The sequence below is a fragment of the Streptomyces sp. GQFP genome (assembly GCF_021545335.1).
Classification (GTDB): Bacteria; Actinomycetota; Actinomycetes; order Streptomycetales; family Streptomycetaceae; genus Streptomyces.
This window is the reverse complement of the sequence record NZ_CP089312.1, coordinates 4,772,560-4,797,296: the sequence shown is the minus strand read 5'-3', so window position 1 is coordinate 4,797,296 and position 24,737 is coordinate 4,772,560. Positions and strand designations below refer to the sequence as shown.

Here is a 24,737-nt window from a genome sequence, read left to right as displayed (position 1 = left end):
TCATCAGCGGACGGGACGCCGCCGGGCGCGCCGGGACACCCGCGCGCCGAAGAAGACCAGGTCGGCGGCGAAGACCACGATGCCGATGACCAGGAGAAACCCCAGCCCCTCGGCCACCGCACCGATGATTCCCAGTACGACGGCCACCAGGACCAGCAGAAGAAAGAGTGCCATCATCCGGACCACCTCAGCGGCGGGCGAGCTGGCGCTCGCCCCCGGCTCCAGGCCGGTACGTCATGCCGTAGTGCCGGAAGATCTGCTCCTCCTGCTCGGCGGGCAGCACGTCGTCCGTGCCGATCGACGGGGCCTTCCGCACCTGCCCCTTGTCGTAGGAGACCCGGACGTAGCCCGGCCCGAGGACCACGTCGTCGAGGGGGACGAAGACCAGCCGGTGGCGGGTGGGCAGCCCCGTCCGGACGGTCGCCATGGCCGGTTCGTCGGTGGCCGTGTCCACGTAGACCGCTTCGAGCATGCCGATCCGACGCTGTTTGACGTCGACCACGTCCTGGTTGCGCCACTCGCGGATGTCGGCTGAACGGATCATGCCCTGCTCCCTGTCTGTGCGGACTCCGGCGGGTGGTGGACCCATTTTGCCATCGTATGACCGAAACGCACCGTAGGCATCGAGTGCTTCCACGGGCGGTACGGTGCCTTCCGCGTACCCCGCGTACCCCGTTGAGGTCGCACTACTTCCCGGCGGGGCGATTTCCGCCGTTCGGTGTCCCCGTGCGGGGGGCCGGATGTCTCACTTTGCTGCCGGGGAGTACCGTGAAATGGAGAAATCCACCCGAACCCCTTCATTCCAGGCAGGCGGGCAGGCGGGCAGGCGGGCAGACGGGCAGGCAGGCGAGTGCGATGGTCGACTTCGACTCCGGCTCCCCACGGGTGACCAGGCTCCTCCCGGACGCCGTCCACCAGGCCGTGCGGCCCGGGACAGCTGTCGTACGGCTGGAGACGACACATGACCGGCGGGGCGTGCTCGACGGAGTGTGGTGGCCCCGTTCCCGCGACATCACCGCCGAACTCCCCAGCCTGATCACCGCACTGACCGAACACCTCGGGCCCGTCACCCGTGTCGGCCTGGACACCGGCGCCTGGGAAGCGCTGCCGACGCGGATGACCATCGACGGCCGCGTCGTCCACCTCGACTCCTTCCCGGTCGGCGACGACACCGTCCTGATCACCCGGGGCGAACAGGATCTCTTCTCCCTCCTCGTGATCCCACCGCACGCGACACCCGACGCCGCACGCGCGGCCATGGCCGAGGCCGTCCGGGCCGACAGCGGGAGGCAGGCCGAGCAGATCCTCATCGACACCGGCACCCGCGCACGGCAGACCTGACCGTTGCCGGTCCCCCTTCGGCCGTACGGTCCGTTGGGTGTGCCCGCGGAGTACGCTGGCACTACCGAGGACACTTCGCGCACCGGCTGCCATGCCCGTGTCGTTTTCGGCGATCGAATACGCCGGACCGGTCATGACCGGCCCGGGGCAGGGTTCGCGTGATGACCGCGACCGTTTCCCACCCGACGAGAGCCGAAGCCGACGACCGGTTCGCCTCGCCCTCGTCCTCGCCCGCGCCCGCTCTCCGTCTGTCACTGGCTCCCGCAGGTCCCGCACCGGCTCTGCTGGACGGCGCCTGGTGGCCCCGCTCCCGCGACCTCGGCGCGGAACTCCCCGCCCTGACCGCCGTACTGGATCCGCTGTGGGGGCGGATCACCCGGGTCACCGTGAATCCCGTCCACTGGCCGGTCGTTCCGCGCAAGGTGGCCGTCGGTGGGCGCGTGGTGAAGGTGGGCTGGTTCCTGGCGGAACAGGACCCGCACGAACTGCTGCTGCTCTCGTACCGCACGGGCCGCTGGAACCTCCTGGTGGTCCCGCCGCAGACGCCCGCCGCCCAGGCCGCGTGGCTGATGGCCGCGGCGAGCGACCCACTGGGCACGTCGACCGCGAGCCGGTTGATGGAGCAGTCGGCGCATCAGCCGACGGGAAGGTGAGAACCGTGGAGACATTCCTGACCGTGATCGTGACCCTCGCGATGATCGCCGTGGGGGTGCTCCTCATCCACCGGCTCAACTCGCAGCACGACGACCGCATCGCCTCCTTCCACTACGGCCGCTCCGGGACGCCCGTAGCGGGACCGGCTCCGTCGACTCCATCCGCTCCGCGGAAGGTCCGCGACTGGCTCCGCCTCCGGCGCCACACCCACAGAAGAGCGGGGTGAACCGCGTCGTTCCGGCAGCCCCGCCCGGCCCGTACCCGAACCGACAGCACCGACCGAACCGACCGAACCGACAGCACGACCCGTAAGCCCAGGACCCCGGCTGTACACCGCCCACGGCAGGCCGGGGTCTTCTCGTGTCCTGCGGCCCCCTCCAGAACACGATGCCCGCCAACTCGGCCTGCCGGACAGGCAGTTCAGCCGTCACGACCTACACCACCGAACCGAGGAGCCATGCCCCGTCCCCACCTGAACCACGAAGTCCACGCCCCTCGGTCACCCTCACCTCGGTCACCCTCACCTCGGGTTCTCGCCGTCGCGGGCGGTGCGCCGTGACGGCCCCGCCCCGCCAGGGGCCGGCACGGGGTACGGGCGGCATGCCGATTCCGATTCCCACCCACGCGGTCCGGCTGCGCCGGCTGAACCGCTGGCAGGCCGAGACCCTGCGGGAGGACCTGGCCGATCTTTACGTGGAGTCCTCCCGTGCGCAGGCGGGCCAGGAGTACCGAGGCCGCGAGAGGTTCCTGCGGCGGCTCACCGGCAGCATCCGGAAGCCCGGATTCGCCCTGCTGATCGCGGAGGACGCGGCATTCGCCGGGTGCGCCTACGGATTCTCCGTACCGCGTGACGGGACATGGTGGAGGGGATTCGACGGGCCCCTTCCGCAGAGCGTGGAACGGCTCACCGCCTCGGGACACGTCTTCGCGATCACCGAGATCGTGGTGCACCCCCACACCGGCGACCAGGACCTCGCCCGCCGGCTCCAGGAGCGGCTCCTCGCCGACCACCACGCCTCGCTCGGGGCGACGCTGGTCGACCGGGCGGACGCTCCGGCCTACGACGCCTTCCGGTCGCGGGGATGGCAGGACATCGGGACGATCCTCCGTCCGCCGGATCCCACGATCCTCCGCCCGCCGGCCCCCGTGCCACTGCGGGCGCTGGTCCTCGCCCTCGGGCCGCACCGGGCCGGCCACCCGGACGGCCTCGCTCACGAGAACCGCACTCAACGGCCCGACTGACGCCCGGGGTGGCGTGAGGCCCGGGTCGGCGCGCCGACCCGGGCCTTCACCGATTCACCGATTCACCGATTCATCGTGCGGGTGTGGCTCAGTTGTCGTCGCGGATGCTGGTCGCTATGCCCTTGCTGATCACGACCTCGGCGCTGAAACCCTTCTTGGCGGCCGTCTCCAGCTGGGCCTCGGTGCACTCGACGCCACCCTCGCCGCCCGGACCCGTGTTGATGGCATCGCAGATGTCGTCGTAGCCGATGATCTTGGTGTTCTCGGAGGTGAAGAACTGCTGTTCGGTGCCCTTCGAGTCGGAGACGGTGTACGAGCCCGGCGCCACGTAGGAGACGTTGCCGAACCAGGTGCCGCTGACGCCCTCGCCGTCGTTGAGGCCCTCGACGACGGTCCCGGAGGAGTCGGAGTCGGAGTTGGAGGAGCCGGAACCAGACCCGGAGGAGTCCGAGTCGGAAGTGCCGGGCGGGGTGGCCTCGGTGTCCTGGGAGGTGTCGGAGCCCGACGCCGAGTCCGTGCCGGTCGTGGCGGACGAGCTGGGCGAGCTGGCTGCGGTGGGTGAGCTGGAAGTGCTGGGTGAGCTGGCCGAGCCGGACGAGTTGTCGTCCGTGCCGCTCTGGCAGGCCGTCATCAGCAGGCCGGCGGTGAGCGCGGCGGTGGCGAAGACGGTCCTGCGCAGGTGGCGGTTCATTACGGGTGGTTCCTTCCGAGAGGTGCAAATAGCATAGGAATTGGGTGAATCAGGAAAAATTTGGGGTCAGCCCCGGGCTACCGCGATGGCTCCCGAGAGCCGCTCGCCCGCCTCGTAGATCATGTACGGGACGCCGCCGTCGGTACCGAACGAAGGTGCCGCGGCACGTCCGTTCTCAGGCGCCGCGCTGCGCGAGTTGTAGAAGACGCCGAGGTGGGAGCGCTTGGCGAAGTCGTTGCCGACCTCGGTGATCATGATGTCGCCGCCGCTGGACTTGTCCTTGTTGTAGACGACGTAGGTGCTGTTGTTCCGGTGGAGCAGATGCGGGCCGCCGACGTTGACCGCGTCGACGTCGGTGTGCCGGATCAGCGCTGTCTGATCGTAGGTCCAGGTACGGCCGTCGGCGGACCAACCCCAGTGGATGTCACGGTGGTTGGTTGTGTTGTTCAGCATGAAGAGCATCACGTAGCGGGCGCCGCGCGCGGGCAGGTCATGGCGGAAGACCCGGGCGTACGACGTCTCCGTGGTGCCCGCCGGGAGCATGGACTTCGACAGCACGACCTTGTCGTACGTGAACTGGATCCCGTCGGCCGAACGGGCGAGGCGGGTCGTGTGGTTCTCGCCGTGGAAGTACAGCCAGAACTCCTTCTCGTCCGCGTTCCACAGTACGTGGGGCGACGAGACATGGCTGACGGAGTAGTGCGGTGACCACTCGTTGGAGACGATCGGGTTCGACGGGTACTCCGTGAACGGCCCCTCCAGCGAGTCCCCGTACGCCAGACAGATCCCGCCGGGCGGGTCGTGCGGCGCGTAGTACAGGTAGTAACGGCCGAGCGGCGAGGCGATCTTGTCGTAAACCCCCCTGATGCAGGGGAAGATGATCTCCCCGGTGGGGTTGTACTTCAGCTGAGACGCTGTCAGAAGTGTGCTCTTGTAGGTGTAGTTGGGGAATCCGCCGGGCGCGGCGTCGGCGGGCTGGGCACCCAGCGTCGTACCGACGGTGAGCGCGGCTCCGGTGGCGGCGCCGGCGCGCAGGAAGAGGCGCCGGCCGAGGTGGTGGTGCATGGGGGGCTCCAATGACGGGCTGAGGGGACTCAGAGGTAGGTGGCGGCGGTGACGCACAGCCCGCCGAGGGCGACCGCCCACACGTACGGCAGCGTGCGGACCATCACCTGTTGCGGAGTGACGCCCGCGTACTGGGCACTCCACACGGTCTGGGTGCTGGTGGGGTCGGCGACGCCGAAGACCTGGTTGTACGAGGTGGCCATGCCGAGGACGGCGACCGCGGGGTAGATCCCGGCGGCGATGAGGACACCGGCGATGCCCGCACCGAGCCCGAACACGTTGAGCGGGCCCCGGTAGAGGCACAGCGGGACGAGCAGGGTGAAGACGAGGACGAACAGCACCGGGTTCTGCGGACTGACCGACTTGATCAGCGGTTCGAGCGCCTCCACGGCACCCGGCAGTTTCACGGCCGAGAGCAGGATGCCGATGGCGATGAACAGGACGAGCGGCGGGGCCGCCACCTCGAAGCCGCCGTAGAGCGTGCGCAGCAGCCGCTTGTTCATCTCGCCGGGCCGGGTCGTGGTGACCAGCGCGTACAGGACGCCCGCCAACAGCGAGGGGATGATGGCGAGTTCGAAGCCCAGGGCGAGGACGAGCGGGACGGCGGGGGCGAGCAGCGCGTACCAGGGCGCGTCGCCCAGCTCTCGGCGACGTGAACGGGGCTTCTCCTCCAGGGACTTGAGCGACCAGGCGTGTTCCGTGCCGCGCCGCCGTGTCTCGACGAGGACGAACGCGAGGGCGGCCACGAGCGCGAACGGGAACAGCTTCACCATGAAGTCGCGCACGGTCGGGACCGGCAGGTCCAGCGCGGTGGAGAAGAACTGCCACAGCGGCAGCTCGAAGGGGATGCCCACGGCGATGCCCATCAGCACCGTGCCGGCGGCCGTCACCTTGGGCACGCCGACGGCGATCATCGCGGGGATGCCGATGATCCCGGCGAGCATGGCGGCGGGCGCCGAACCGGTCACCGTACCGACGAGCGCGGACACGGCGAGGACACCGAGGGCGACGACGGTCGGGCGGTCGCCGCCGAACTCGACGATCTTGCGGACGAGCGTGCCCGCGATCCCGGTCTCGTCGAGGAGCTTGCCCAGCCAGGAGCCCAGGATGATCGCGATCATCGTGGCCGCCAGGGTCGGCGCGCCCTCCTGGAGAACCGTGTCCAGCACGCTGTTCTCGCCGGTCAGCGGCGCCCCGGCGAGGAAGGCGATGACGACGGCGAGCAGCACCAGCGCGAAGGCGGTGGGAAGTCTGCGGGTGAGCATCAGGCCGACACCGGCGGCCATGACGAGGAGGATGACGACGCCCATGGTCAGTTCTCTCTTCTCGGAGCGGGGCTTCTCGGAGCTGGAGTCCCGGGCCGGGTGAGCGCCGTGCGCAGCGCGGCGGTGAGGAGCAGGGGGCTGCGGCCGAGCCCGCAGACGGTCCGGGCGTAGGCGTGCGCGGCGACCTCTTCGGCGCCGGCGACATGACCGGCCACGCGGTGGCGACCGAGCCGCAGCACGGTGTGGCCGAGCGCCTGCTTCAGCGCGGCCTTCGCGGGGCCGTGGTGCAGGTGCGCGTGCACGGCCTCGTGGGCGAGCGCGGCGGCCCGCACCGAGCCCGGCGGATACCAGTCACGCCAGCCACGCGCGTCGACCAACTCCTCGGCGAGCGCGAGCGTGTCGGTGTACAGCTCGACCGTCGGGGGCCGTGACGTGTAGCGGGCGAGCAGCATCCGCTCCAGGCCGTCGGCCCGCTCGACCACGCGCGCGGTGGAGGAGGGCACGGGGTCGAGGGCCAGCCGGGACCCGAACTCGTCGGCTGTACGGGCCCATTGGCGGAGCAGCTCGGGGTCGCGGCCTTCGTGGGTGGGGGTGGCGGCGAGTAGCCGTACGCCCCATTCGATGTCGTCGACGGATGTGAGGTCCGTCAACTCCCGTTCGGTGGAGGGAAGTTCGGTGGCGGTCATGACCGCACCTCCAGCACCGCGACCACCGGCTCGTCGCCCGCACGCGCCCGCAACTCGCTCTGGGCCAGCGCGAGCAGCGGCTGCGGATCGAGGACGCCGGACAGGTCGGCGATACGGGAGCCGAGCAGCAGCCGCAGGGCGGGAGCGCGTACCCCGCCGTCGCCGTACGAGGTGGACTCGCCCACCAGCCGGGCGAGCACCTCGGGGGCGCCGGCCACGGTGGTGGTCTCCACGTGGGCGTCGGCGGCGTGATGGCGTACGACGCCGTCCATGTCGACGATCCGTACGGCGTGGCGGGTCGGACGCAGGCGTCGGCGCGTCTCCGTCCCGTAGACGGTGTGCGCGGCCGTGCCCGCCAGGACGTGGACCGCCGCCGGGTCGGCCTTGAGGCTGGCCGCCGCCGCATGCAGCCGCTCGGTGTCGTCGGCGCGGTGGGCCCGGTCCTGGGTGCGCAGTTCGGTGGCGCCGGTGGCGACCGCGCGCACGGTGCTGGTCTGCGGATCGACAGTGACCTCGACCTCGACGCCTTCGGCGGCGGCGCCCTGGGCGACGACCGCCCGCTCCGCCTCGGCACGCACGGCGAGGATCTGCTCCTGTGAAGCGCCGCCGGGCACGATCCGTTCGACCTGTTCCCGTACGAGCGCGAGGGCGACGCCGATGGGGCTGATGACCTCGTTGTGGCGGGCGATCCGCCCCTCCATGCCACTGCCGAGGGCGAGGTGCGGGGTGACGGACGCGGCCCCGCCGCCCCCGCCGACGACCACGGCCGTGTCCTTGTCGAGGCGGTAGTCGCGGATCATGGCGTCCACGACCTTCCGCACCTGGGCGGTGCCCGCGTCGAGGATCCGCGTGGCCGCCGTCGCGATGTCGGTGCCGAGCAGGGCGGCCAGCGGCGCGATCGCGGCCCGCGCGGTCTCCGGGTCGCAGTGGGCGAAGTCGCCCTCGGGGACGCGGCCGAGGGCGTTGGCGGCGCAGGTCATGGTGACGGCGAACCGTCCGCCCGCCGCGTCCAGTACGGCGTAGTTGTCGGGGTCGCCGTCCATGGGTTGGACGGTGGCCACCGTGGCGTCGCGCAGTTCGGCGGGGGAGGCGAAGCAGGCGTACGGCAGCCCCGCGATGTGGGCGCTGCGCGGTCCGACGCCGGTGATTCGACCGTCTCCGATCCGCACCATCGACCCGCCGCCGACGCCGACCGTACGTACGTCGAGGGCGTTCAGGTACGAGGTCTTGCCGAGGATGGTGGCGTGCCGGACGGCGACCTTGCCGCGCCGTACGACGCTGATGTCGGTCGACGTGCCCCCGGTCTCCAGGAACACGCCCTCGCTCACCCGTTCCTGCATCAGCGCGCCCGCGACTCCGGCGGCCGGTCCCGACAGGACGGTCAGGAGCGGTCGGCGGCGCATCTCGTCGAGGGACATCACCCCGCCGTCGCAGCGCATCACCATCAGCGGCGCGGTCACACCGGCCTTGGTGATGGAGGCGTCGACGAGGTCGGCGGTGGCCAGCATGCGGGGCAGGATCGCCGCGTTGACCACGGCGGTACGGGTGCGCTTGTGCAGCCCGTACAGCGAGGTGATCTCGTGCGCGGCGGTCATCGGCAGCCCGTACGGCCGGGCCGCGTCCAGCACGGCCCGCTCGCCCTCGGGCCGGTCGACGCTGAACGGCTGGCTGGCGACGAGGACTTGGGCGCCTCCGCCTTTCAACTGCTCGCCTTTCAACTGCTCGTCCTTCAACTGCTCGACGGCGCGGCAGACGGCCGCAGTGTCGCTGGGGTCGGCGACATGCGCGTATACGAGCGGAAGCCTTTTGCCGGGGGTGAGTTCGAGCTTTGCGAAGGAGGCGAGGCGGCGGGTGAACACCGCCGAGGGGCCGGTTCCGATGCCGATCAGTCCGACGGTCGCCACGTCGCCCTCCAGGAGGGCGTTGGTGGCCTGGGTCGTGCCGTGCGCGAGGAAGGAGATGTCGGCCGGGGCGCGGCCGGTCTGCTCCATGAGCCGGTCGAGCGCCTCGACGATGCCGTGGGCGACGCCGTCCGCGTGGTGGTGGCTGGTGGGGACCTTGACCTGGCCCAGGAGTTCGAGGGTCGTGGCGTCCACGGCCACGGCGTCGGTGAAGGTTCCGCCCACGTCGATGCCGACGCGTATGCGGGATGTGTTCATGTCATGGTTGATGTCAGGGTTGTGGGCAGAGTTCATGTCGGGGCACCTCCTTTTACCGTCCGTACCGTCCGTGTGCGGGGTGTTCAGCGGCCGTGCGGCCGCGCAGGCGACGTCGTCCTCAGTAGCCGCGTACGTCCGGCCAGTGGCGCTGCACTCCGTCGCGGTCGAGCAGCCGGGCGAAGTCCTCGAACCGTTTCTCCTCGGCTTGCACCTGCTGCGGCTCGATGTCCTCGGCCACGCAGTGCGCGGCCAGCGCGCCGGCGACCTCGCCGACGTTCCACTCCACCGGGTGGAGCCGGTAGCAGCCGTTGGTGATGTGGGTGGTGCCGATGTTCTTGCCGGCGGGCAGCAGATTGCGTACCCGGCGCGGTACGAGCGCGCCGAGCGGGATCTCGAACGGCACGGACCCGACGTCGATGTAGTTGTCGCCGCCGGTGGAGGGATGCAGATCGATCCGATACCCACCCACACCGACGGAGTCCCGGTACCGGGTGCCGCCGTACGGCCCGACGATGTCGATCGCGACATCATGCTCGGTGACCGTGGTGACGGCCTTGATACGGCGGGACTCGCGCACGTACGCCGACTTGGCCAGCCCGTCCGCCGTGCCGGTCACGTCCGGGCGGATCCGCAGCCCCGGGAAGCCGGTGCCGCCGTCCGGGCGAGGAGCCTCGGTCTGCAGCCAGTACAGCAGCGACAGCGACAACTGCCGTGCCTCGCGCAGCGCTTCGGCCTCCTGCTCTCCGACGTACGGCTTCAACCAGTAGTCGTTCAGCGGCCAGTTGACGAGCGTGATGTCGGAGGCGAAGGCGCCCGGCGTGTGCAGCTTGCGCGCGAGGATGCGCCGGAAGCCCCACAGCTCCTTGTCGCCGGCGTCGGCGCTCTGGTCGGCCGAGACGGCGAGCGGATCGAGTTCGGGATTCGGTACGAAGGTCCGTGCCACCGGCTCCAGCGTGCGCGGGTCGGGCGCCTCGAAGCCGAGCAGCGGGCCGGGCCAGAAGGTGGGCCGGTACGCACGCCAGAAGTCGAAGTCGTCCGGGCGGTCGATCGTGTGGTCCTGGCCCTCGTGGTGGGAGAGCGCGAAGCAGACCGTGATGCCCTGCTGGTTGTCCGGCTGGGCCTCGTCGGGAGCGTGCAGTTCGTCGAACTCGCCCTGCGCCTCGGCCCCGTTGGCGTGCTCGACGCCCGCGAGGGAGAGCAGCTCGCCGGTCTCGGTGGCGTCGAGGACGTACCGTGCCGTGAGGGTACGGCGGGTCCCGTCCCGCAGGTCCTGGAGGGTCACCGTCCGCAGGAAGTCCCCGTCCGACTCGGCGGAGACCGGCCGGTGTTCGGTGAGTACGGTCAGCCGTCCCGCTGCTCGGTGGGGTGCGAGCATGCCTTCCAGGACGGCGAGCGCGACCCTAGGCTCATGGCAGAGCTTGCTGACGCGGCCCGCTCCCGGGTTGAGGTCGGTGAGGGCCAGCGCCTCGGCCCGCAGCGGATACCAGTGCCTGTAGTACCGCCGGATCTCCTCGCGCAGCCGCCGGTACGAGGCGGTGGTCCCGAACCGCTCCACCCACGGATGCTCGTCGGGCGGCACGGCCTGGCTGGTGAGCTGGCCGCCGATCCAGTCCGTCTCCTCGGTGAGCACGACGCTGCGTCCGGCCCGGCAGGCGGCGAGCGCGGCGGCCACACCACCGAGGCCACCGCCCACGACGAGGATGTCCGCTTCGGGTATCACGCTGCTCCTTGCTGCTGCTTCACGGGCGGGTGGGGGGAGGGGGCTGTGCGGACCGTGCTCAGGGACGGGCGGGCGGTGGTGGTCCGGTCGTGGGCCCCGGCCGGAAGACACAGCTGACGAGCGGCTCCCGAGCCCCTTCGCCCTCACCGGCCACGAGCGAGGCCAGCAGCCGTACCGCCGCCGCGCCCAACTCCGGCCGGGGGATGTCGAATCCGGTCGGTACGGGCTCGCTCGCCAGATCGGAGGGCGGGCTGCCGAGCAGGGCGAGGGAGACGTCCACCGGGCAGTCGAGGCCCGCCCCGCGCACGGCGGAGAGCAGGCTCCGCCAGGCCGCCCCGGTGTCGGTCTCCTCCGCGACGAAGGCGGTCACTCCTTCGTCGGCCCAGGAGCGCAGCCGCTCGGCCGTGAGGTCGCGCTCCGGATCACCGGACCGGAAGACGGCGGCGGGCCCGGCGGGCAGCCCGGCGACCTCCAGCCCCTCCAGGAAGCCGTGTTGACGATCCGCCGAGGCGGGCGCGTCGTCGTCCTCGCGGACGAGAACGATCCGCCGATGCCCCAACTGGGTCAGATGGCCCACGACTTCACGGGTGGCGTGGACATAGTCCGCACCCACCCACGCCACACCCTCCAACTCCTCACGGCGGCCCAGGTGGACGACCGGAAAGCCGTCCTCGACCAGCCGCTTCAGCTCCGCCCGGGGAGTGTGCCGCCCCATGAACAGACAGCCGTCGGCGAGCCGGACCCGCCCCAGCGCGTCGGGGACGGCAGCCCCCGCGCCCCCGCTGCTCGACCCGGTGAACAGCACCAGGTCGTAGCCGAGCGCCGCCGCCTCGCACTCCACGCCGACCAGGAAGGGGTAGTACGAGTGCCGCACATCGGTGGGGAACGTGGCGGTGAAGCTGAAGACGCCGAGCAGGTTGTTGCGGGCGGCGGCCAGCCGCCGGGCGGCCGGGTCGGGCACGTAACCGAGGCTGCGGGCCGCCTCCAGGACCCGTTGGCGGGTCTCCTCGGAGATGAGGGGGCCCTTGCCGTCGGGCTTCGGGGAGAGCACCAGGGACACGGTCGCCTGGGACACACCAGCGAGCCGGGCCACCTCGGCCTGGCGGGGCCGTGAGGTACGTCCGGTGGGCGCGGGGGTCCGGCCGGGGCGCTTCTTGGGTGCCACAGTGGCTCCTCCCCTCTCTCCTCCGAGGCGCCAGTTAATGCGTATTACCTAATGCGCATTAATGGAGACTCTACCTCCCCGATCGGCGGGTCAAGTCCCGGGACGGAAGTGCGACAGAAGTGCCGTAGACCAGGGCGGCACCGGCCAGGCAACGGTGACAGGGAATGACGCGGAAGGGGCGGCGCGATGCGACGCGCGGTCCCTTCAGTCGTTCGGATCGCCCTCTGCGGGCGCGTCGCCGGACGGCTCCGGCATGCCGATGACGTACGTCCCTTTCGCGGGCAGCGTCGCGACGAGTCCTCGTTTCCGGAGTTCGACGACGGCGCGACGCACGGTGCCGATGCTCACGCCGTACAGATCTGTCATGGCACGCTCGCCGGGCAGCGCGGCCCCCTGCGGCAACTTGCCCGCCGAGATGTCTGCCGCGATGGCGTCGGCGAGTTTCACGTACTCGTAGCGCGGAAGCTCACTCATCTCTCCACGGTGCCGCAGCCCAGCGCAGAGCGCAGAGCTGGAACGCGTCCCACAGCGGTGGAACGCGGTACTTGTCAGAAGGGTGCAGGGGGACGCAGTTACCGGTATGGTCGAAATGAGCAAGACCCCGGCGAGGTGGACAAGACCTCCCAAGGCGCGGCCAACGCTGAATAGGAGCATCGACATGCACGACCTTTTCCGCCGCACCCTCCACTGGGTGAGCCTCCTCTTCGCCCCTGGTACGGGCAGACGGCGCCGTGTCCGCCGTCACCCCCACCTCTGCGTGGACATCACCGCCGTACGCCGGCCTTCCGCACCTCCGCCCCTGTACCTGCCCCGCCACCGTTCCCCGTACGGCCTGGTCACGTTCCTGGACGGCACCGACTCCGTCCTCGTGCGCCCGTACCTCACGGACACCGTCGACTTCGACCCGCATCTGATCGGCGCCCAGCAGGTGGCCGCCTGATGAAGCGCATCAGCAACGACACCCTGCGCGCTGACCACGCGGAGCACGCGACGCCCCCGTCCTCGCCCCTTCGTCTCCTCCCCTGGCTGTCCCTCGACGGGAAGCCCTGCTACCTGGTCGCGGACGACAACGGCGGCGGATACCTGTCCCGCCTCGCCGACGAGCTGGAGGCCGGCCAGCTCGCCACGGCCGTCGAGGTGCTCGGCCTCGCCCGCCCGCTGCTGGACGACCCGGAGTCCCCGTACACCGAGGTCCGTTACGCCGGTCTCCGGCTCGCCGAGTGTCTGACCGACGCCTTGCGCGTCGCCGAGTCCCGGGGCATGCGCCCTGCCCGTGCCGGACGCCGAGGACGACGGACAGAACCCTCAGGACACAGGGAGCGGACTATGGTCGTAACCACGACGCGTCGAAGGAGTTCCCCGGTCACGGCCGCCCACGCCGCCGAACCGACACCGGCTGTCCCGCCCATGCCCGAACGGAACGCGAAGGCCCTGCGCGAGGCGATCGCCGAACACGCTCCCCAACTGCTTCCCGACTTCGACGAGCACTGGAAGTGGGCTGTCGCCGACGCGTACGACATCAGCACGGTGCCCGCGTTCATGGCCCGCTGGTGGGGCCAGTACGCGATCGCCCGTGATCCGAGGCTCGACGCCCACGTGACCGATCTCGAACACCGTGCGGCGGAGTCCGCCGACATCACCGAGGCCAAGGCGCTCCTCGAAGAGGCATCGAACATCCGCCACCAGGTACGGCGGCTGGAGCCCGGTCGGTGACCGACGACGGATTCATGGGTCCGCAGTGGCAGATGGACTGGACGCTCAAGGCCCAGGCCGCCCGCGACACCCTGCCTGAGAACGTGCGGAAGATGGTCGATGCCGCGCGGGCCGAGCTGGTCACTGCGAAGGGCCCCTATTTCCGGGGTATCGACGCCGACGCGGATCTTCCCCACGGCATGAAGGTCCGGCCGGTCGAGTCCAGCAAGCCGAAGGGCGCCCGCATCTTCCTCTTCGACAACGGACACGGCTGGATGACCTACACCTTCATCCGGCGCACCGAGGATCCCCAGATCGTCGTCGAGGAGGTCTTCTGGCAGTGAGGCGACGCCGGTCACGCCGGTGACGGATCCTCGCCGCCGGGTGGCTGGTGAGCGGGCGGGCCACAGCTCAACGGCCTGCCCGCTTCCACGCGTTGACGAACTCCTTGTACAGGAACCGCTGGAAGGGCTGCGCACCCACGAACGCGAACTGCTTGCCCAGCGTCCGCGCTCCGAACCACAAACCGCTGACGGCGGGCACGCCGGTCGCCACCTGGGTGACAGATGCCGTCACGAGTCAGGTCGAACGTCATGGAAACGGGATGTGCACCACGCACGGTCCTGTTGCCCAACACCCCTGGGATCCCAACGGCCTCACCCGTAAGATCTTTGCTCATGCTGATGGCCGACGGCGCCACACCGCGGAGCCACAGGGCAGGCGCTGCGGCGGTCCGGACGAGCGTCCTTTCGCCCGAGGCTGATCCCAGTCGGTGTCGGCTTGATTCCGACAGGTCAACACAACGGGGGTGCCATGTCAGGCGAAGGCGAGCGCGCTCGGCTCGATCTCGACGTGATCAGAGGCATGGGTACGGGGCTCAACAATGTGAAGAAGGCATTTGACGGAATCGACAAGCTTGGGCAATTCCTGGAGGACTTCGGCGACGGCGACCTCGCCGATAAGTTCGAAGACTTTATGGACAACTGGGAGATAAGCCGCGAGAAGCTGACAGAAGAGATCGGCGCGATGGCTGAGATCGCCAAGGCGGCGGCGCAGGCGTACGAAGATATTGATCACCAGCTGGCTGAGGCGATCCGGGGCGCTCAGAGTTCCAAGAAAAAGGAGAAATAGTTCATGGGGGGACGGCCGCGTGACTGGCATCCAGTGGCGGAAGGTGACCCCATTCCGGGGGATCCCGACCAGATGGCGTCGCTGGGCAGGAAACTACGCAAGACTGCCGATGAACTTGAGCGTCAGATCAAGAATATAAAAGCTGTTACTGAGGTCGACGCCTGGGACAGCAAGGCCGGCAAAGAGTTCCGGGAGAGGGCAAAGGGCAACGTCAAGAAGCTCGAAGCCGCCTTCAAACGGTATGACACAGCGGCTGATGTCATCGGTGTCGAGGTGACAGAGGTCGGTGGTGGCTACCAGGACAAGTTGCACGCCAGGCCCAAAAACTACGCTTCCGACCTGAATCGCGCGCAGGAAATCGCGGACGCGGCCCTCAAAGACGCCAGAGACGCGGATGAGCGTAAAGGTGCGGCGCAGAAGAGCCTGGACGGCTTCACCAGCAAGAAGTCGGAAAAGGACGATTCCGGTGGTGGAGACCGCAAGAAGGCCGAGGCGCAGCGGGATGCCGCGAACGATGAGATCGAGTCGGCCAGGGAGAAGATCAATGAAGCCAAGCGGGTCCGGGATGATGCGGCGGAGCGTGCCCGGGAGTCGATTGAAGCGGTCGTCGACCATGACTCTCTGAAGGACGGATTCTGGGAAACTCTTGTCCAGACGGTCGCCGATGTCACCGAGTTCATTTCTACCTGGGCAGGGATCCTGTCCCTTGCGGTGGGCTGGATTCCGGTCATCGGACAAGCTCTCGCCGGAGCCCTGGGCGCTATTGCCATGATCGCAACTCTGCTTAACACCTTGGCAACCCTGGTCCAGGTTTTCCAGGGAAATGCTGAGTGGTCGGATTTGGCAACGGCGGCCCTCGGATTCATGATGATGGGAGTCGGTAAGGCCTTTTCCAAGGTTGCTGGAAAATTCGCAAAGGCTGCAATCAATCGTATGAGCAAGGCCGGTGTGGAGACCACCTCGAAGCAGATCGGGCGCAACCAGAAGAAGCTAAATAAGATCGCCGGGACCAAACTCACTCTGAGTAAGAAGGATATACTCAAGTCCCTGAAGGAGCCTTTCGCCGAACCTTTCTCGAAAAGTTTCTGGGGCAGCAACCTCAAGGCGCTGAAGCCGGGTAGTGGAAGCTACAGCGAGGCGATGAACACGATTGCAACACGGGGTGGTGGGAGTCGCCTGCTCGGTACTGGTAAGTCGTTTTCGCTGGCCGACCCAGGTGTTGCCTCCGACCTCAAGACGATCAAGCAGGCGTCGCAGGGGCTCGACAGCTTCGGGGCAGTCAACGAGATCTCCAGGAAGGCGACGAGGCTCTCCGCGATCGGCACGGGCATCACGCTTACTGGCCTGGCAGTGGACAACCTGTGAAGGGGACCAAGATGACCACATCGGAAGACGGCGGCGCGGTCGACGACTACGCATGCCGATTCGACTTCCAACCCGGATGGGTAGACCTGACACTTTCCGAGGTCACGAAGGCGAGTGCGAAGGAACTGGCAACCGAGGCTGTGAACCGACTCAACCCATTGAGCCTTGAGATCGAGAAGAGCGCTGTCTACGACGACATTGTTGACCGGGCGGTTGAACTCAATGAGGACAATCCGATCCTCGCGGGCGCCTACTACTCGGACAGCGGAGTGGGATTGGCCAGCCTCAGGGTCGACTCGTACGGCGAGGAAGGTGTATCGCGGCCGACAGCGGCGGAAGTCCAGCCTTTGCTGCTGGAATGGTCCAATGCCGAGGTGGCGAGCGACCCGGATATTACCTACCTGGATCTCCCGGTCGGTCCGGCGGTGCGAGTCCAGGCGGTGCTAAAAGCAAAGCGTCTGCTCGGTTTCGGCCGACGTCTGTCGGAGTTCGTCAAGTATGCGGTGTTCCCTCCCGGTCTCAACAGCCTCATCGTGGTCACGGTCACCTGGGAAGCGGTCCAGCAGACCGAGGAACTCACGCAGTTGACCGATGAATTGGTGTCCACGATGCGTCTTGTTCCGCTTGACGCTGCAGGTAATGAAATCACGGCCATCCCGAACCCTCCGAAGTGAGCCTGCACTGCGATGAAGACAGCGAGCGAATTCACTTCACCTCCCCAGGACTACAACCTGATCGTCCCTGACGGCTGGTTCCAGCTTGTGCTCGACCCGGATTACCGTGACCGTGGCATCATCGCCCTCGCCGATAGGCAGTTCCACGGCGTGGAGAACGCTCCCCATATTAAGAAGGAGTTCATGCGGGATCTGCAGAGGAAGGCGAAGGATGCCTACAATGCCGGCGGCACGGAACTTTACATCTCCATCTTGACCATCGGTCCGGTGCCACTCGCTTCCTCATTGTTGATCAGTGTTCCTGCACCGGACGAATGGCCCGATATTTCGGATGCTGAGGAACTGGCAGAGCATCTGGTCGGTCGGCATGGCGGCAGCGGAAATGGAGACCATGAACTGAGCGTGGTGTCGTTGGCGGCGGCGGGTAGCGCTGTCCGTCATCGCCGGAAGCAGGCGGCAGACCCCGCAACTCAGATGGGCAATACGCTGCCCACCACAACCCTCACCTACTACATTCCCGTTCCGGTCACTTCGCGGTGGTTGATGCTGAACTTCTCGACTCCAATGGACCCACTGGCGGACCAGCTTGTAGAGCTGTTCGACACAGTGGCCGGAACCTTGCACTGGGAGTGAATGATGGTGAGTGAGAACAGTGCAGGGTTCCGGGCTCGGGACGGCTTCGCCATTGCCGGAGTGGTGATCGCCCTCGGTAGCGTGCTTGTCATGGCGCTCGGCTTGTGGAAGTGGTTCGTCCGGGCGACAGTGCCAGTGGTGCTCAACTGGCCCGGCGGATCCTGGGCCTTCGGCATTGCCGCCGGCGTGATCGTGGCCGTCGGCTCGCTCGGTGCCTGGTGGTTCTCTGCGAGACATCTCGGGGAGTCGCGGCTGCGGCGGGCAGGTCGTGGTTTCGGCATGTCGGTTTGCGGGGGAACGGCGTTTGCCGTACTGATGTACGTCCTTGCCTCCCTGCCCGCCAGGAACTGCCCGTCATACAGGGACGGTTGCCAGTACATCCCTGGAACGGGAAGTGCCTTCATCGCCTGCATGGCCACCGCAGCGCTTCTGGGATGGGGCCTGTATCGAGTCGAGAGTGCTCGGGCCGAGGTGCGCCGGACGCGTGAGCGTGAGCGAATGCGAAAGCTCCGCAAGAAGGGCAAAGGCAAGGCTCGCAAGGCGCGGTAGGTCGCGCTTCGCGGGAGGTCCTGAGCATGGTGGGGTGCAGTCGCCACGAAGGCGCCTGTAGCGCCCCGCACCAAGCCCTGGGACTTTACGCGGCCCAGGGCACTTCAAGCGCCTTCACCTGTTGACAGCTTGGATCTCCTGGACAGTGACCGCCTGTTCCCCGCCGAACGTGCCGTCCGGAAGGTCTCCGCCCGCGCCGCCGGTTCCGGTCCAGGCGATGTCCCAGGTGATGGTCGCCCGGAGGTTGAACGTCCCGTCGCCCGAGGAGCGGAGGTACTTGATTCCGCACGGCGGTGTCTGACTGGACTTGCCCTGGGCGTAGGGCTCGCCGATGGAGCCGTCGGCGTTGATCGTGCACTCGCCGGAGGCCGGGTAGGTCGTGGCGTCGGTGGTGCCTGGTTCGAGTTTGAGGGAGAGCGGCTTTGCGGTGGCCGTCGCCTGGATGTTGAGGCCGGCGACGTTCAGTGCCGCCGTCACGGAAACCTCTTTGAACATGGCCTGGTCGAGCCAGGCCCACGTGGCGAGGTTGACCTTGGTTACGTTCTCGGGCGCGAGGGTGACTTTGGTGTCGGGGAGCTGGATCGCGCTGTAGGCGGCCTCGGCCAGCACCTGGGGGGTGACTGCTTGAGGGACACCCGGGTTGGCGTTGTTCTCCACCCAGAAGGGAGCCTTGCTGCACTCCCAGCTGGCGGGGTCGTCCTCACGGTCGGGGTTTCGGACAGCGACCCACCAGTTTCCCTCGTCGGCCTCCCCCTCGTTGTAGTCCTTGTACTCGCCGTCTTTGTAGATGTCCCGGAACTGACCGACCGCGGCCTTGGCGTAGTTGGCTTGGCCAGGAGTGTTGATCGTCTCCTCGTAGAACCCCTCGACGTACGTTCTGAACTCGTCGACGGAACGGGGTTCGTACCAGCATGCAGGCGGCGTCCAGTCGGTGACCGGCTGGACAGCGGCGCCGCTGCCTCGCGACCGTACGGAACCGGAATAGGTCACCTTGGAGACCAGCGTGCCTGCGTTGGAGCTTGCGGTCTGCTCAGTGTTGCCCTGGGTGCCCTTGCTCGGCGGCCAGTCCGCGATCGCTGTTCCCGGCACTGTGATGGCGAGGGCTCCCGCGAGAAGGCCTGCGACGGCGAAGCGGCTGCGAGATATCACGGCGTGCACGACTTGTGGCCCCTCTGCGAAGTCAGCTTGGTTGTCTGCCACACGCCCTGCTTGTTCTTCTCCACGCGCGACGTGTAGAGCACGTACGACTTGTCGGTCACCTCGGTCTTGTAGACCTTCTTGGACGTCCGGTCTTTCGCGTACGCCTTGCCCTGGTCCTCGCAGTAGACGACACTCGCTGACGAGGAATCGAAGACATCGATCTTTGCGTTGTAGTACCGGTTCTCGCCGGTGACGGTGTAACCGTCCTTGACGATGGACTCGACCCAGTCCTTGGCATCGGCCAGGGCGGCACCGCTGTAGTAGAAGCCGAGCGCCGGCACATCGCTACTGGCCTGCGTGATGGCGTAGTTGGTTGCGTCGATCCGCTGGGCGACATCCCTGAGAATCGTGTCCTTGGTCGCGTCACCGGTCTTCCAGCTTTCGAAGGTGTCGGTGAGGTCGCTCGGCAGTGTGATCTCGGGACGGTCAACCGTGTCGCTCGGGCTCGGTGAAGCTGGTGTCTTCGTGTTGCCGACGTCGGCTCCAGCAATTTTGTCGTTGTCGCTGGACTTCTCGTCCCCGCTGCCGCACGCCGTCAGCAGGAGGGCTGCAGTCGCGGCGAGCGCGGCAGCAACGGGCAAAGAGCGGCGCTTCAAGGTGAGCTCCCCGTGAGACAGGTGTTCAGTCAAGACGACTGACGGTATCGCTGAGGTTCCCAGTTTCGCCAGAGCGAACTTCCCCGAAAACGTGGCTAATTCAGGACGCATGGGGACCTTGAAGGAGTGCTCCGTGCTGCTCGTCGTTGCCGCTAGGGCGCGTATCGAGTCCTGATCAGTCCGGAACTGGGCCTTGACGACGAAACCTGGAGCGGTAGATCTTCAGCCACGCAAGTGCAGCTGGCCTACGCGGAATGCCGGGCCTGCCAAACGCGCTCTAGACTGCAGGGGCCCGAGTGGGAGCCGGGACCGGGACTACGGGGCGGGCCGGGCGGGTGACGAAGAGCCAGACACTCAGGCCGACGGCCGTGAAGAATCCGCAGAGCAAGACGGTGACCACGGCGCCGACGGGTACAGAACAGCCCGTACCGGCGAGCCCCATCATTGTCACGACGCTTAGCAGACATACAGTCACGATCGACAGCCCGGACACCGCAATCGTCCGGATGGCTGTGCCACCGGTGACCCGGACTCCATCCAGACCGGGACGGCCATACGCCGCATAGCCGAGGGCAGACACGGCGAGCACCAGGGACAGCAGCAGGACGATCAGAGCACCCAGCCAGCCGGGAGCCTGCCCTCCGTAGTACGCCTTGCCGTAGGCATACGCGCCCTCACAGAGGAGCGCAAACATCGGCAAGGGTGCGCTCTGGCCAAGCAGGCGCCGTGCGTAGTGGACGCGGTCGTAGGGCAGCACGCCCTCAATGAGCAGGACGGCGGCGAAGATGAGCAACGCTCCGGCAACGGAGAACCCGACGCCAGCTACAACATGCTCGAGTAGCGCCCGACCAGGGTTGTCTCCGTCAGCCGCAACGACGCAGTAGGTGAGCGAGCTGAAAACCAGCCCGAGCATGGCCGCGAGTAGCGCGGGAAGGGCTTGGCCGAGCGTTTCTTCCCGACGGCCGGTCGGCGCGGCCTCACCGAGAAAGTGGGAGACGACGATGAACACGGCCGTGAGTGCGAATCCGGCCAGCACTCCGGAGAGTTGGGAGTAAAGCTCGGCGACCGTCTTCACATCGAGTGGCGGAGGTTGGCACGGCATCGGCGGCTCCGGGATAGGCGACGAGACGTAGCGTGCTCCCGGACGGGCCCCGCACCAAGGAGTTCACGGATTTCTGGCACAAGCGACAAGGAGGTGCGATAGGTCGGTGGCTGGCGTCATGCCGTCGACGGGTCCGCTTGTTAAGCGGGGTGTTGTCCGAATCCGATCGTGACGTTGCTCGGGCGCCTATCGAATCGTGATCAACGGACGCATCGGGTGAGTTCTTTGATCCAGATGATCGATGCGCGCAGGTGGAGTCGGGCGAGGTAGTTCGGGGTCTTGTCGTACCGGGTGGCGATACCTCGCCAGGCTTTTAGCTTGTTGATCAGGCGCTCGACGGTGTTCCGCTCCTTGTAGAGGTTCGCGTCGTGGCTGACGGGTCGGCCGCCCCCGGAGCCCTTGTTCCTCCGATTGGATGCCTGGTCTCTCTTTTCCGGGATGACAGCCTTGATACTGCGTCTGCGCAGGTGGGCACGGTTGTCGCGGGATGAGTAGGCTTTGTCCCCGGCGACGGCGTCCGGCCGGGTGCAGGGACGGGCGGCGGGCCCACGGACCCGTATCTTCCTCAGTACGGGGATGAACTGTGGGCTGTCCGCGGCCTGCCCCGCAGTCAGCACGAAAGCCAGCGGTCGGCATCTGCGGTCAGCGGCCAAGTGGATCCTGCTGGTCTGACCGCCTCTGGAACGCCCGAGCAGGGCGGCCTTCAGCCGGAGCTTTCGCCGACGCCGGATGCGCCGTCGTTCCTCCCGCTCACGGACTTCCACGCTGTCCCGCCCGTTTCGTTCTGCGTGGCTGCCCCCTTTTACCTGGCCTTCTCCTCCTCGGCGGCGCCCTTCTCCAGGGCGGCGATGACGTCCTCTCCCAAGTGCATCCCTGCGGCGTCATGGTGGGCCCGTACGGTGGTGGAGTCGATGCTGACAAGGGACAGGTCCACCTCACTCCGCTTTGCGGCTTCGGCGATCAGCCCCTCCAGCAGGGACTCGAAGACCCCGACGTCACGCCACTGTCCGAAGCGATTGGAGACGGTCGGCCAGGCGCCGAACTCCTGCGGTATCTCCCGCCACCCGCCCGTCCTGAACCGCCACACCACGCCCTCGAACTGCTGCCGCAGCCGCTCAGGGTACGGACCGTACTCGCCGATCGGCAGGTACGGCTCGATGAATCCCCATTCCGTGTCTGTCAGTTGCGCTCGCGTCACGTAAGAAGATCTACCGGTTCAGGCCTCGCCCGGATGCGGAATCTCGCCGATTGATCACGACCCGATACGCGCCCTAGGAGGAAGTGCTGGAGCTGCTTGTTCCATGGGTGTCTGCGGGTCGTGATCAGCGTTGCCGTGCTTGGGGCGGCTGCGGGGCAGGGATGGGGCGATCGACCCCCCACTGAGGGCGCATAGGGGGGCTGACCTGTACAGATGGCCGCCGATGGTCTGTCCGTCACGCCCTCCGCCCCCGCCCCCGCCCCCGCGCCGCAGAGCGCAGCAGCCGGACCAGCCGGGTCCGGCGTGGGACGCGGTCCCGGACGGTCTTCTCGACCGCCTCGCAGTCCGCCCACGCGGCGTCCGCCGCAGCGACGTCGGGTCTGCGGCCCGCGTACGCGACCTCGTTGACCAGGGTGGCCAGGGCCGGCAGGCGCCCGCCCACGGCGCCGCCCACGCGCTCCGCGCCGAAGTCGGCGACCTCCTGTGCCGTGTGCGCTCCCGTGGCGGGCAGGCCGATCTCCGTGAGGTGTTCGACGATCTGCTGCCAGGCGCCGAGGACCCGGCGCCGCGCGTCGGGGTCGCCGCGCCGTCGGCTGCGCCTGCGGTACGGCAGCCACAGCGCGTACAGCACATAGGCCGTGGTGAGGAGGAGCAGCGCGAGGGGGACGGTGAGCCAGAGGGGCGGACCCGAGCCGGGCCCTTCCCCGGCGGCGGGGGCTGCCGCGTCCGGCGTACGCGGTGACGTCGACGGTGACGTCGACGGCCGCGCCGGGTCGGTGGTCTCCCGGCCCGCGTTCCGAGGCTCCTCGGGCTCCTGTGCCGATACGCCGACGGAGCCGCCCTGCGTGGCCTCGCCGGGCGTCGGGTGGAACGGCACCCAGCCGACCCCGGTGAACTCCACCTCCGGCCAGGCCAGTACGTCCCGTCCCCGTACCTGCCAGGTGCCGGCGCCGGTTTGCGTGCCCGAGCGGAAGCCGACGGCCACCCGGGTGGGCAGGCCCAGGGTGCGTGCCAGTACGGCGAAGGCGGCGGCGAACTGCTCGGACGTACCCCGTCCGCCGTCCGCCAGGAAGAACTCCAGGCTGCGGTAGGTATGGCCGGGCAGCGCGCCGGGGTCGAGCCGGTAGGCCGTGCGCAGCCAGTCCGCCAGGCGAACGGCCTGTTCGTACGGGTGGGTGCTGCCCTGGGTCACCCGTTCGGCGATCCTCCGGAACGACCGCACCGAGGTGATCGGTTGCCCGGCCGCGTCGACGGCGGGGAGGGCCACCCGGGCCGGGTTGTCGGCGGTGGTCGCGTACCGCAGGCGCTCGGCGTCGTACACGGGGAGGTGCGAGGTCGCGGTGTAGGTGAAGCCGGGCGGGACGGCGTCTCCCGTGGAGAGGACTCCGCTGTCCGGGTCGACGGACAGGGAGGTGCCGCCGGGCGTGCTCACCGACGCGGGCCGGTCGGCGGCGGGGAGCCAGATGCCGGGCAACGACTGCACGGTGAAGCGCTGTTCGAGCGTCTTGGTACGGCCCGGGTCGGCGTCCTTCTCCGCCGGGACCCGGCCACCGGTACGGGTCAGCCCGGCGCCGCTGGTCCAGGTCGTCCCGTCGTACCGGTCGAGGACCGCCAGCCGGTAGTTCCCGGGGGCCGTGCCCGAGGTCCGTACGGTGAAGACCTTCTCGTCGCCGTTGCGCATCCAGGCCGCGACCTGGTCCAACGGGCTGGTGGCCTGCGGCCGTACGGTCGGCGGCGTGACCGCCTCGGTGAGGTCGGCGGGGGCACCGAGACCGGGGAGGTACGGGCCCAGCAGGCCCACGACGAGGGCGGGCGCGGCCACGACCGGTAGCCGGAGAGCCATGGCGCGCAGCGGAAGTCGGCTGCGTGAACGCACGAGCACCAGCAGGGCAGTTGCCCCGGCCAGCGCACTCGCGGCCGGGTAGGCGGACCCCGGCCCGTCCGCGCCGAGCACCAGCGGGAAGCCGAGGGCGAGGACCGCCGGGAGGGCCGGGAGCAGCGGGGCGCGGGTGCGCAGGGCGAGTTCCGCGGAGACGGCGGTGGCCGTCCACACGACGGCGTGCGGCAGCACCAGCAGCTCGGGTTCGCCGGGCGCGGGCAGGATGGTGGAGAGCAGCGCGTGCGGCGCGTCGAGCAGCGCGGCCCACGCGGCGCGCAGCGCGGGCCCGCCGGGCAGGCCGTCGCTCACCTCATGGAACAGCGTCGCGCTGACGACGACGGCCCAGGCGACGCCGGTCAGCAGGGCGGACGGCCAGAGCGGCGCGGTCGCGGTCGGATCTGTCCGGCGGCGGAGCAGCCCCGACAGCACCGCCGACAGGACGACCGGCGCGAACACGGCCACCGCCAGCACCGGAAGCAGCTCGGACACGGGGAAGACCCGCGCGAATCCGTACCCGGCGGCACCGGACACGGCCACCACGGGCAGCAACGACCACAGCCGCCGGGCCCGTTCGGCATCCTCCGCGGTGGGGCTCGTCGCGGGGGCGTCGAGCCGGCCCGGTGCGTCGCGGACGGCGGTGATGGTGCTCATCGGACGGTCTCCCGGCGCCATTCGGCCAGCAGGTCCTGCAGAGACGCGACGCGCATCTGCGGTACGTCGCTTCGGCTCG

General features: G+C 68.6%; 26 protein-coding genes and 2 pseudogenes. 12 read left to right on the top strand and 16 right to left on the bottom strand.

Annotated features, from left to right (window positions below; translation table 11 throughout):
• Positions 1-3: 3 nt before the first annotated feature.
• Together LUX31_RS21225 and LUX31_RS21220 are read right to left on the bottom strand one after the other, a co-directional pair.
• On the bottom strand, positions 4-177 hold the full coding sequence (locus tag LUX31_RS21225; RefSeq protein WP_235480203.1) for a hypothetical protein: 174 nt from the start codon (positions 175-177) through the stop codon (positions 4-6).
• Positions 178-187: 10 nt separating this feature from the next.
• Positions 188-544 carry a PRC-barrel domain-containing protein gene (locus LUX31_RS21220; protein WP_235476456.1) on the bottom strand — a complete coding sequence of 119 codons (357 nt, stop codon included), beginning with the start codon at positions 542-544 and terminating at the stop codon, positions 188-190.
• Between the two features lie 311 nt (positions 545-855).
• On the opposite strand from LUX31_RS21220, the gene LUX31_RS21215 reads away from it, so the two are divergent.
• From LUX31_RS21215 to LUX31_RS21200, 4 genes and pseudogenes are all read left to right on the top strand, one after another.
• Complete coding sequence (locus LUX31_RS21215) at positions 856-1,341, top strand: DUF5994 family protein (RefSeq protein ID WP_235476451.1); 486 nt, start codon at positions 856-858, stop codon at positions 1,339-1,341.
• Between the two features lie 161 nt (positions 1,342-1,502).
• Positions 1,503-1,973 (top strand): annotated as a pseudogene (locus tag LUX31_RS21210) (DUF5994 family protein); the annotation flags it as partial.
• 26 nt (positions 1,974-1,999) lie between these two features.
• The gene (locus tag LUX31_RS21205; RefSeq protein WP_235476450.1) at positions 2,000-2,221 is read left to right on the top strand and encodes a hypothetical protein; all 222 of its coding nucleotides are present in this window, start codon (positions 2,000-2,002) and stop codon (positions 2,219-2,221) included.
• A 374-nt stretch (positions 2,222-2,595) separates the two neighbouring features.
• The gene (locus LUX31_RS21200) at positions 2,596-3,237 is read left to right on the top strand and encodes a hypothetical protein (RefSeq protein WP_235476449.1); all 642 of its coding nucleotides are present in this window, start codon (positions 2,596-2,598) and stop codon (positions 3,235-3,237) included.
• Between the two features lie 88 nt (positions 3,238-3,325).
• Here the strand turns inward: LUX31_RS21200 and LUX31_RS21195 are convergent, their stop codons facing one another.
• The 8 genes from LUX31_RS21195 to LUX31_RS21160 form a co-directional block, all read right to left on the bottom strand.
• On the bottom strand, positions 3,326-3,928 hold the full coding sequence (locus LUX31_RS21195) for a hypothetical protein (RefSeq protein WP_235476448.1): 603 nt from the start codon (positions 3,926-3,928) through the stop codon (positions 3,326-3,328).
• Between the two features lie 66 nt (positions 3,929-3,994).
• The gene (locus tag LUX31_RS21190; RefSeq protein ID WP_235476447.1) at positions 3,995-4,993 is read right to left on the bottom strand and encodes a hypothetical protein; all 999 of its coding nucleotides are present in this window, start codon (positions 4,991-4,993) and stop codon (positions 3,995-3,997) included.
• A 29-nt stretch (positions 4,994-5,022) separates the two neighbouring features.
• Positions 5,023-6,303: a TRAP transporter large permease subunit gene (locus LUX31_RS21185; protein ID WP_235476446.1), complete on the bottom strand. Its 1,281-nt coding sequence runs from the start codon at positions 6,301-6,303 to the stop codon at positions 5,023-5,025.
• A 2-nt stretch (positions 6,304-6,305) separates the two neighbouring features.
• Positions 6,306-6,944 carry a hypothetical protein gene (locus LUX31_RS21180; RefSeq protein WP_235476444.1) on the bottom strand — a complete coding sequence of 213 codons (639 nt, stop codon included), beginning with the start codon at positions 6,942-6,944 and terminating at the stop codon, positions 6,306-6,308.
• Positions 6,941-9,103 carry a hydantoinase/oxoprolinase family protein gene (locus tag LUX31_RS21175; RefSeq protein WP_235480001.1) on the bottom strand — a complete coding sequence of 721 codons (2,163 nt, stop codon included), beginning with the start codon at positions 9,101-9,103 and terminating at the stop codon, positions 6,941-6,943. Before LUX31_RS21175 ends, LUX31_RS21180 begins: the two co-directional genes overlap by 4 nt.
• Positions 9,104-9,221: 118 nt before the next feature.
• Positions 9,222-10,823: an FAD-dependent oxidoreductase gene (locus LUX31_RS21170; protein ID WP_235476443.1), complete on the bottom strand. Its 1,602-nt coding sequence runs from the start codon at positions 10,821-10,823 to the stop codon at positions 9,222-9,224.
• 58 nt (positions 10,824-10,881) lie between these two features.
• A complete protein-coding gene (locus LUX31_RS21165) occupies positions 10,882-11,916 on the bottom strand; it encodes a LacI family DNA-binding transcriptional regulator (RefSeq protein WP_443046064.1) in 1,035 nt (344 codons plus the stop codon).
• Between the two features lie 276 nt (positions 11,917-12,192).
• A complete protein-coding gene (locus LUX31_RS21160) occupies positions 12,193-12,462 on the bottom strand; it encodes a winged helix-turn-helix domain-containing protein (protein WP_235476440.1) in 270 nt (89 codons plus the stop codon).
• Positions 12,463-12,646: 184 nt separating this feature from the next.
• Between LUX31_RS21160 and LUX31_RS21155 the strand changes: the two genes are divergently transcribed.
• The 3 genes from LUX31_RS21155 to LUX31_RS21145 are packed head-to-tail and all read left to right on the top strand — an operon-like array spanning position 12,647 to position 14,024.
• Positions 12,647-12,928 (top strand): hypothetical protein, encoded by a 282-nt coding sequence (locus LUX31_RS21155; protein ID WP_235476438.1) that lies wholly within the window; start codon positions 12,647-12,649, stop codon positions 12,926-12,928.
• The gene (locus LUX31_RS37910) at positions 12,928-13,701 is read left to right on the top strand and encodes a hypothetical protein (RefSeq protein WP_443045982.1); all 774 of its coding nucleotides are present in this window, start codon (positions 12,928-12,930) and stop codon (positions 13,699-13,701) included. The genes LUX31_RS21155 and LUX31_RS37910 overlap by 1 nt, the downstream gene beginning before the upstream one ends.
• Complete coding sequence (locus LUX31_RS21145; RefSeq protein WP_328285679.1) at positions 13,698-14,024, top strand: hypothetical protein; 327 nt, start codon at positions 13,698-13,700, stop codon at positions 14,022-14,024. The genes LUX31_RS37910 and LUX31_RS21145 overlap by 4 nt, the downstream gene beginning before the upstream one ends.
• Before the next feature lie 67 nt (positions 14,025-14,091).
• Here LUX31_RS21145 and LUX31_RS21140 read toward each other — a convergent pair whose 3' ends face one another.
• Positions 14,092-14,256, bottom strand: a complete 165-nt coding sequence (locus LUX31_RS21140) for a hypothetical protein (protein WP_235476436.1) — start codon at positions 14,254-14,256, stop codon at positions 14,092-14,094.
• Positions 14,257-14,493: 237 nt separating this feature from the next.
• Between LUX31_RS21140 and LUX31_RS21135 the strand changes: the two genes are divergently transcribed.
• Genes LUX31_RS21135 through LUX31_RS21115 form a run of 5 tightly spaced genes read left to right on the top strand, consistent with a single transcriptional unit; the run spans position 14,494 to position 18,032 of the window.
• On the top strand, positions 14,494-14,811 hold the full coding sequence (locus LUX31_RS21135) for a hypothetical protein (RefSeq protein ID WP_235476427.1): 318 nt from the start codon (positions 14,494-14,496) through the stop codon (positions 14,809-14,811).
• A gap of 3 nt (positions 14,812-14,814) precedes the next feature.
• On the top strand, positions 14,815-16,176 hold the full coding sequence (locus LUX31_RS21130; RefSeq protein ID WP_235476426.1) for a hypothetical protein: 1,362 nt from the start codon (positions 14,815-14,817) through the stop codon (positions 16,174-16,176).
• Positions 16,177-16,187: 11 nt separating this feature from the next.
• Entirely contained in the window at positions 16,188-16,850 is a 663-nt protein-coding gene (locus LUX31_RS21125; protein WP_235476418.1) for a hypothetical protein, read from the top strand.
• A 12-nt stretch (positions 16,851-16,862) separates the two neighbouring features.
• Complete coding sequence (locus LUX31_RS21120; protein ID WP_235476416.1) at positions 16,863-17,483, top strand: hypothetical protein; 621 nt, start codon at positions 16,863-16,865, stop codon at positions 17,481-17,483.
• A gap of 6 nt (positions 17,484-17,489) precedes the next feature.
• Positions 17,490-18,032 (top strand): hypothetical protein, encoded by a 543-nt coding sequence (locus tag LUX31_RS21115; protein WP_235476415.1) that lies wholly within the window; start codon positions 17,490-17,492, stop codon positions 18,030-18,032.
• A 114-nt stretch (positions 18,033-18,146) separates the two neighbouring features.
• On the opposite strand, the gene LUX31_RS21110 is transcribed toward LUX31_RS21115, so the two are convergent.
• The 5 genes and pseudogenes from LUX31_RS21110 to LUX31_RS21090 all read right to left on the bottom strand — a co-directional run bounded on the left by LUX31_RS21110 (position 18,147) and on the right by LUX31_RS21090 (position 24,658).
• Positions 18,147-19,190, bottom strand: a complete 1,044-nt coding sequence (locus tag LUX31_RS21110; protein WP_235476414.1) for a hypothetical protein — start codon at positions 19,188-19,190, stop codon at positions 18,147-18,149.
• Positions 19,178-19,828, bottom strand: coding sequence for a hypothetical protein (locus LUX31_RS21105; RefSeq protein WP_235476412.1), 651 nt, complete (start codon positions 19,826-19,828; stop codon positions 19,178-19,180). The genes LUX31_RS21110 and LUX31_RS21105 overlap by 13 nt, the downstream gene beginning before the upstream one ends.
• A gap of 277 nt (positions 19,829-20,105) precedes the next feature.
• A complete protein-coding gene (locus tag LUX31_RS21100; protein WP_235476410.1) occupies positions 20,106-20,903 on the bottom strand; it encodes a hypothetical protein in 798 nt (265 codons plus the stop codon).
• A gap of 227 nt (positions 20,904-21,130) precedes the next feature.
• Positions 21,131-22,128, bottom strand: a pseudogene (locus LUX31_RS21095) (IS5 family transposase).
• A 235-nt stretch (positions 22,129-22,363) separates the two neighbouring features.
• The gene (locus LUX31_RS21090; RefSeq protein WP_235476408.1) at positions 22,364-24,658 is read right to left on the bottom strand and encodes a DUF3488 and transglutaminase-like domain-containing protein; all 2,295 of its coding nucleotides are present in this window, start codon (positions 24,656-24,658) and stop codon (positions 22,364-22,366) included.
• Between the last annotated feature and the right edge of the window lie 79 nt (positions 24,659-24,737).

Excerpts from the sequence above, each read along its gene's own strand:
- LUX31_RS21225 (WP_235480203.1), bottom strand. The coding sequence starts at position 177 with ATGATGGCACTCTTTCTTCTGCTGGTCCTGGTGGCCGTCGTACTGGGA.
- LUX31_RS21220 (WP_235476456.1), bottom strand. The coding sequence starts at position 544 with ATGATCCGTTCAGCCGACATCCGCGAGTGGCGCAACCAGGACGTGGTC.
- LUX31_RS21215 (WP_235476451.1), top strand. The coding sequence starts at position 856 with ATGGTCGACTTCGACTCCGGCTCCCCACGGGTGACCAGGCTCCTCCCG.
- LUX31_RS21200 (WP_235476449.1), top strand. The coding sequence starts at position 2,596 with ATGCCGATTCCGATTCCCACCCACGCGGTCCGGCTGCGCCGGCTGAAC.
- LUX31_RS21195 (WP_235476448.1), bottom strand. The coding sequence starts at position 3,928 with ATGAACCGCCACCTGCGCAGGACCGTCTTCGCCACCGCCGCGCTCACC.
- LUX31_RS21190 (WP_235476447.1), bottom strand. The coding sequence starts at position 4,993 with ATGCACCACCACCTCGGCCGGCGCCTCTTCCTGCGCGCCGGCGCCGCC.
- LUX31_RS21185 (WP_235476446.1), bottom strand. The coding sequence starts at position 6,303 with ATGGGCGTCGTCATCCTCCTCGTCATGGCCGCCGGTGTCGGCCTGATG.
- LUX31_RS21180 (WP_235476444.1), bottom strand. The coding sequence starts at position 6,944 with ATGACCGCCACCGAACTTCCCTCCACCGAACGGGAGTTGACGGACCTC.
- LUX31_RS21175 (WP_235480001.1), bottom strand. The coding sequence starts at position 9,103 with ATGAACACATCCCGCATACGCGTCGGCATCGACGTGGGCGGAACCTTC.
- LUX31_RS21160 (WP_235476440.1), bottom strand. The coding sequence starts at position 12,462 with ATGAGTGAGCTTCCGCGCTACGAGTACGTGAAACTCGCCGACGCCATC.
- LUX31_RS21155 (WP_235476438.1), top strand. The coding sequence starts at position 12,647 with ATGCACGACCTTTTCCGCCGCACCCTCCACTGGGTGAGCCTCCTCTTC.
- LUX31_RS37910 (WP_443045982.1), top strand. The coding sequence starts at position 12,928 with ATGAAGCGCATCAGCAACGACACCCTGCGCGCTGACCACGCGGAGCAC.
- LUX31_RS21135 (WP_235476427.1), top strand. The coding sequence starts at position 14,494 with ATGTCAGGCGAAGGCGAGCGCGCTCGGCTCGATCTCGACGTGATCAGA.
- LUX31_RS21130 (WP_235476426.1), top strand. The coding sequence starts at position 14,815 with ATGGGGGGACGGCCGCGTGACTGGCATCCAGTGGCGGAAGGTGACCCC.
- LUX31_RS21125 (WP_235476418.1), top strand. The coding sequence starts at position 16,188 with ATGACCACATCGGAAGACGGCGGCGCGGTCGACGACTACGCATGCCGA.
- LUX31_RS21120 (WP_235476416.1), top strand. The coding sequence starts at position 16,863 with ATGAAGACAGCGAGCGAATTCACTTCACCTCCCCAGGACTACAACCTG.
- LUX31_RS21090 (WP_235476408.1), bottom strand. The coding sequence starts at position 24,658 with ATGAGCACCATCACCGCCGTCCGCGACGCACCGGGCCGGCTCGACGCC.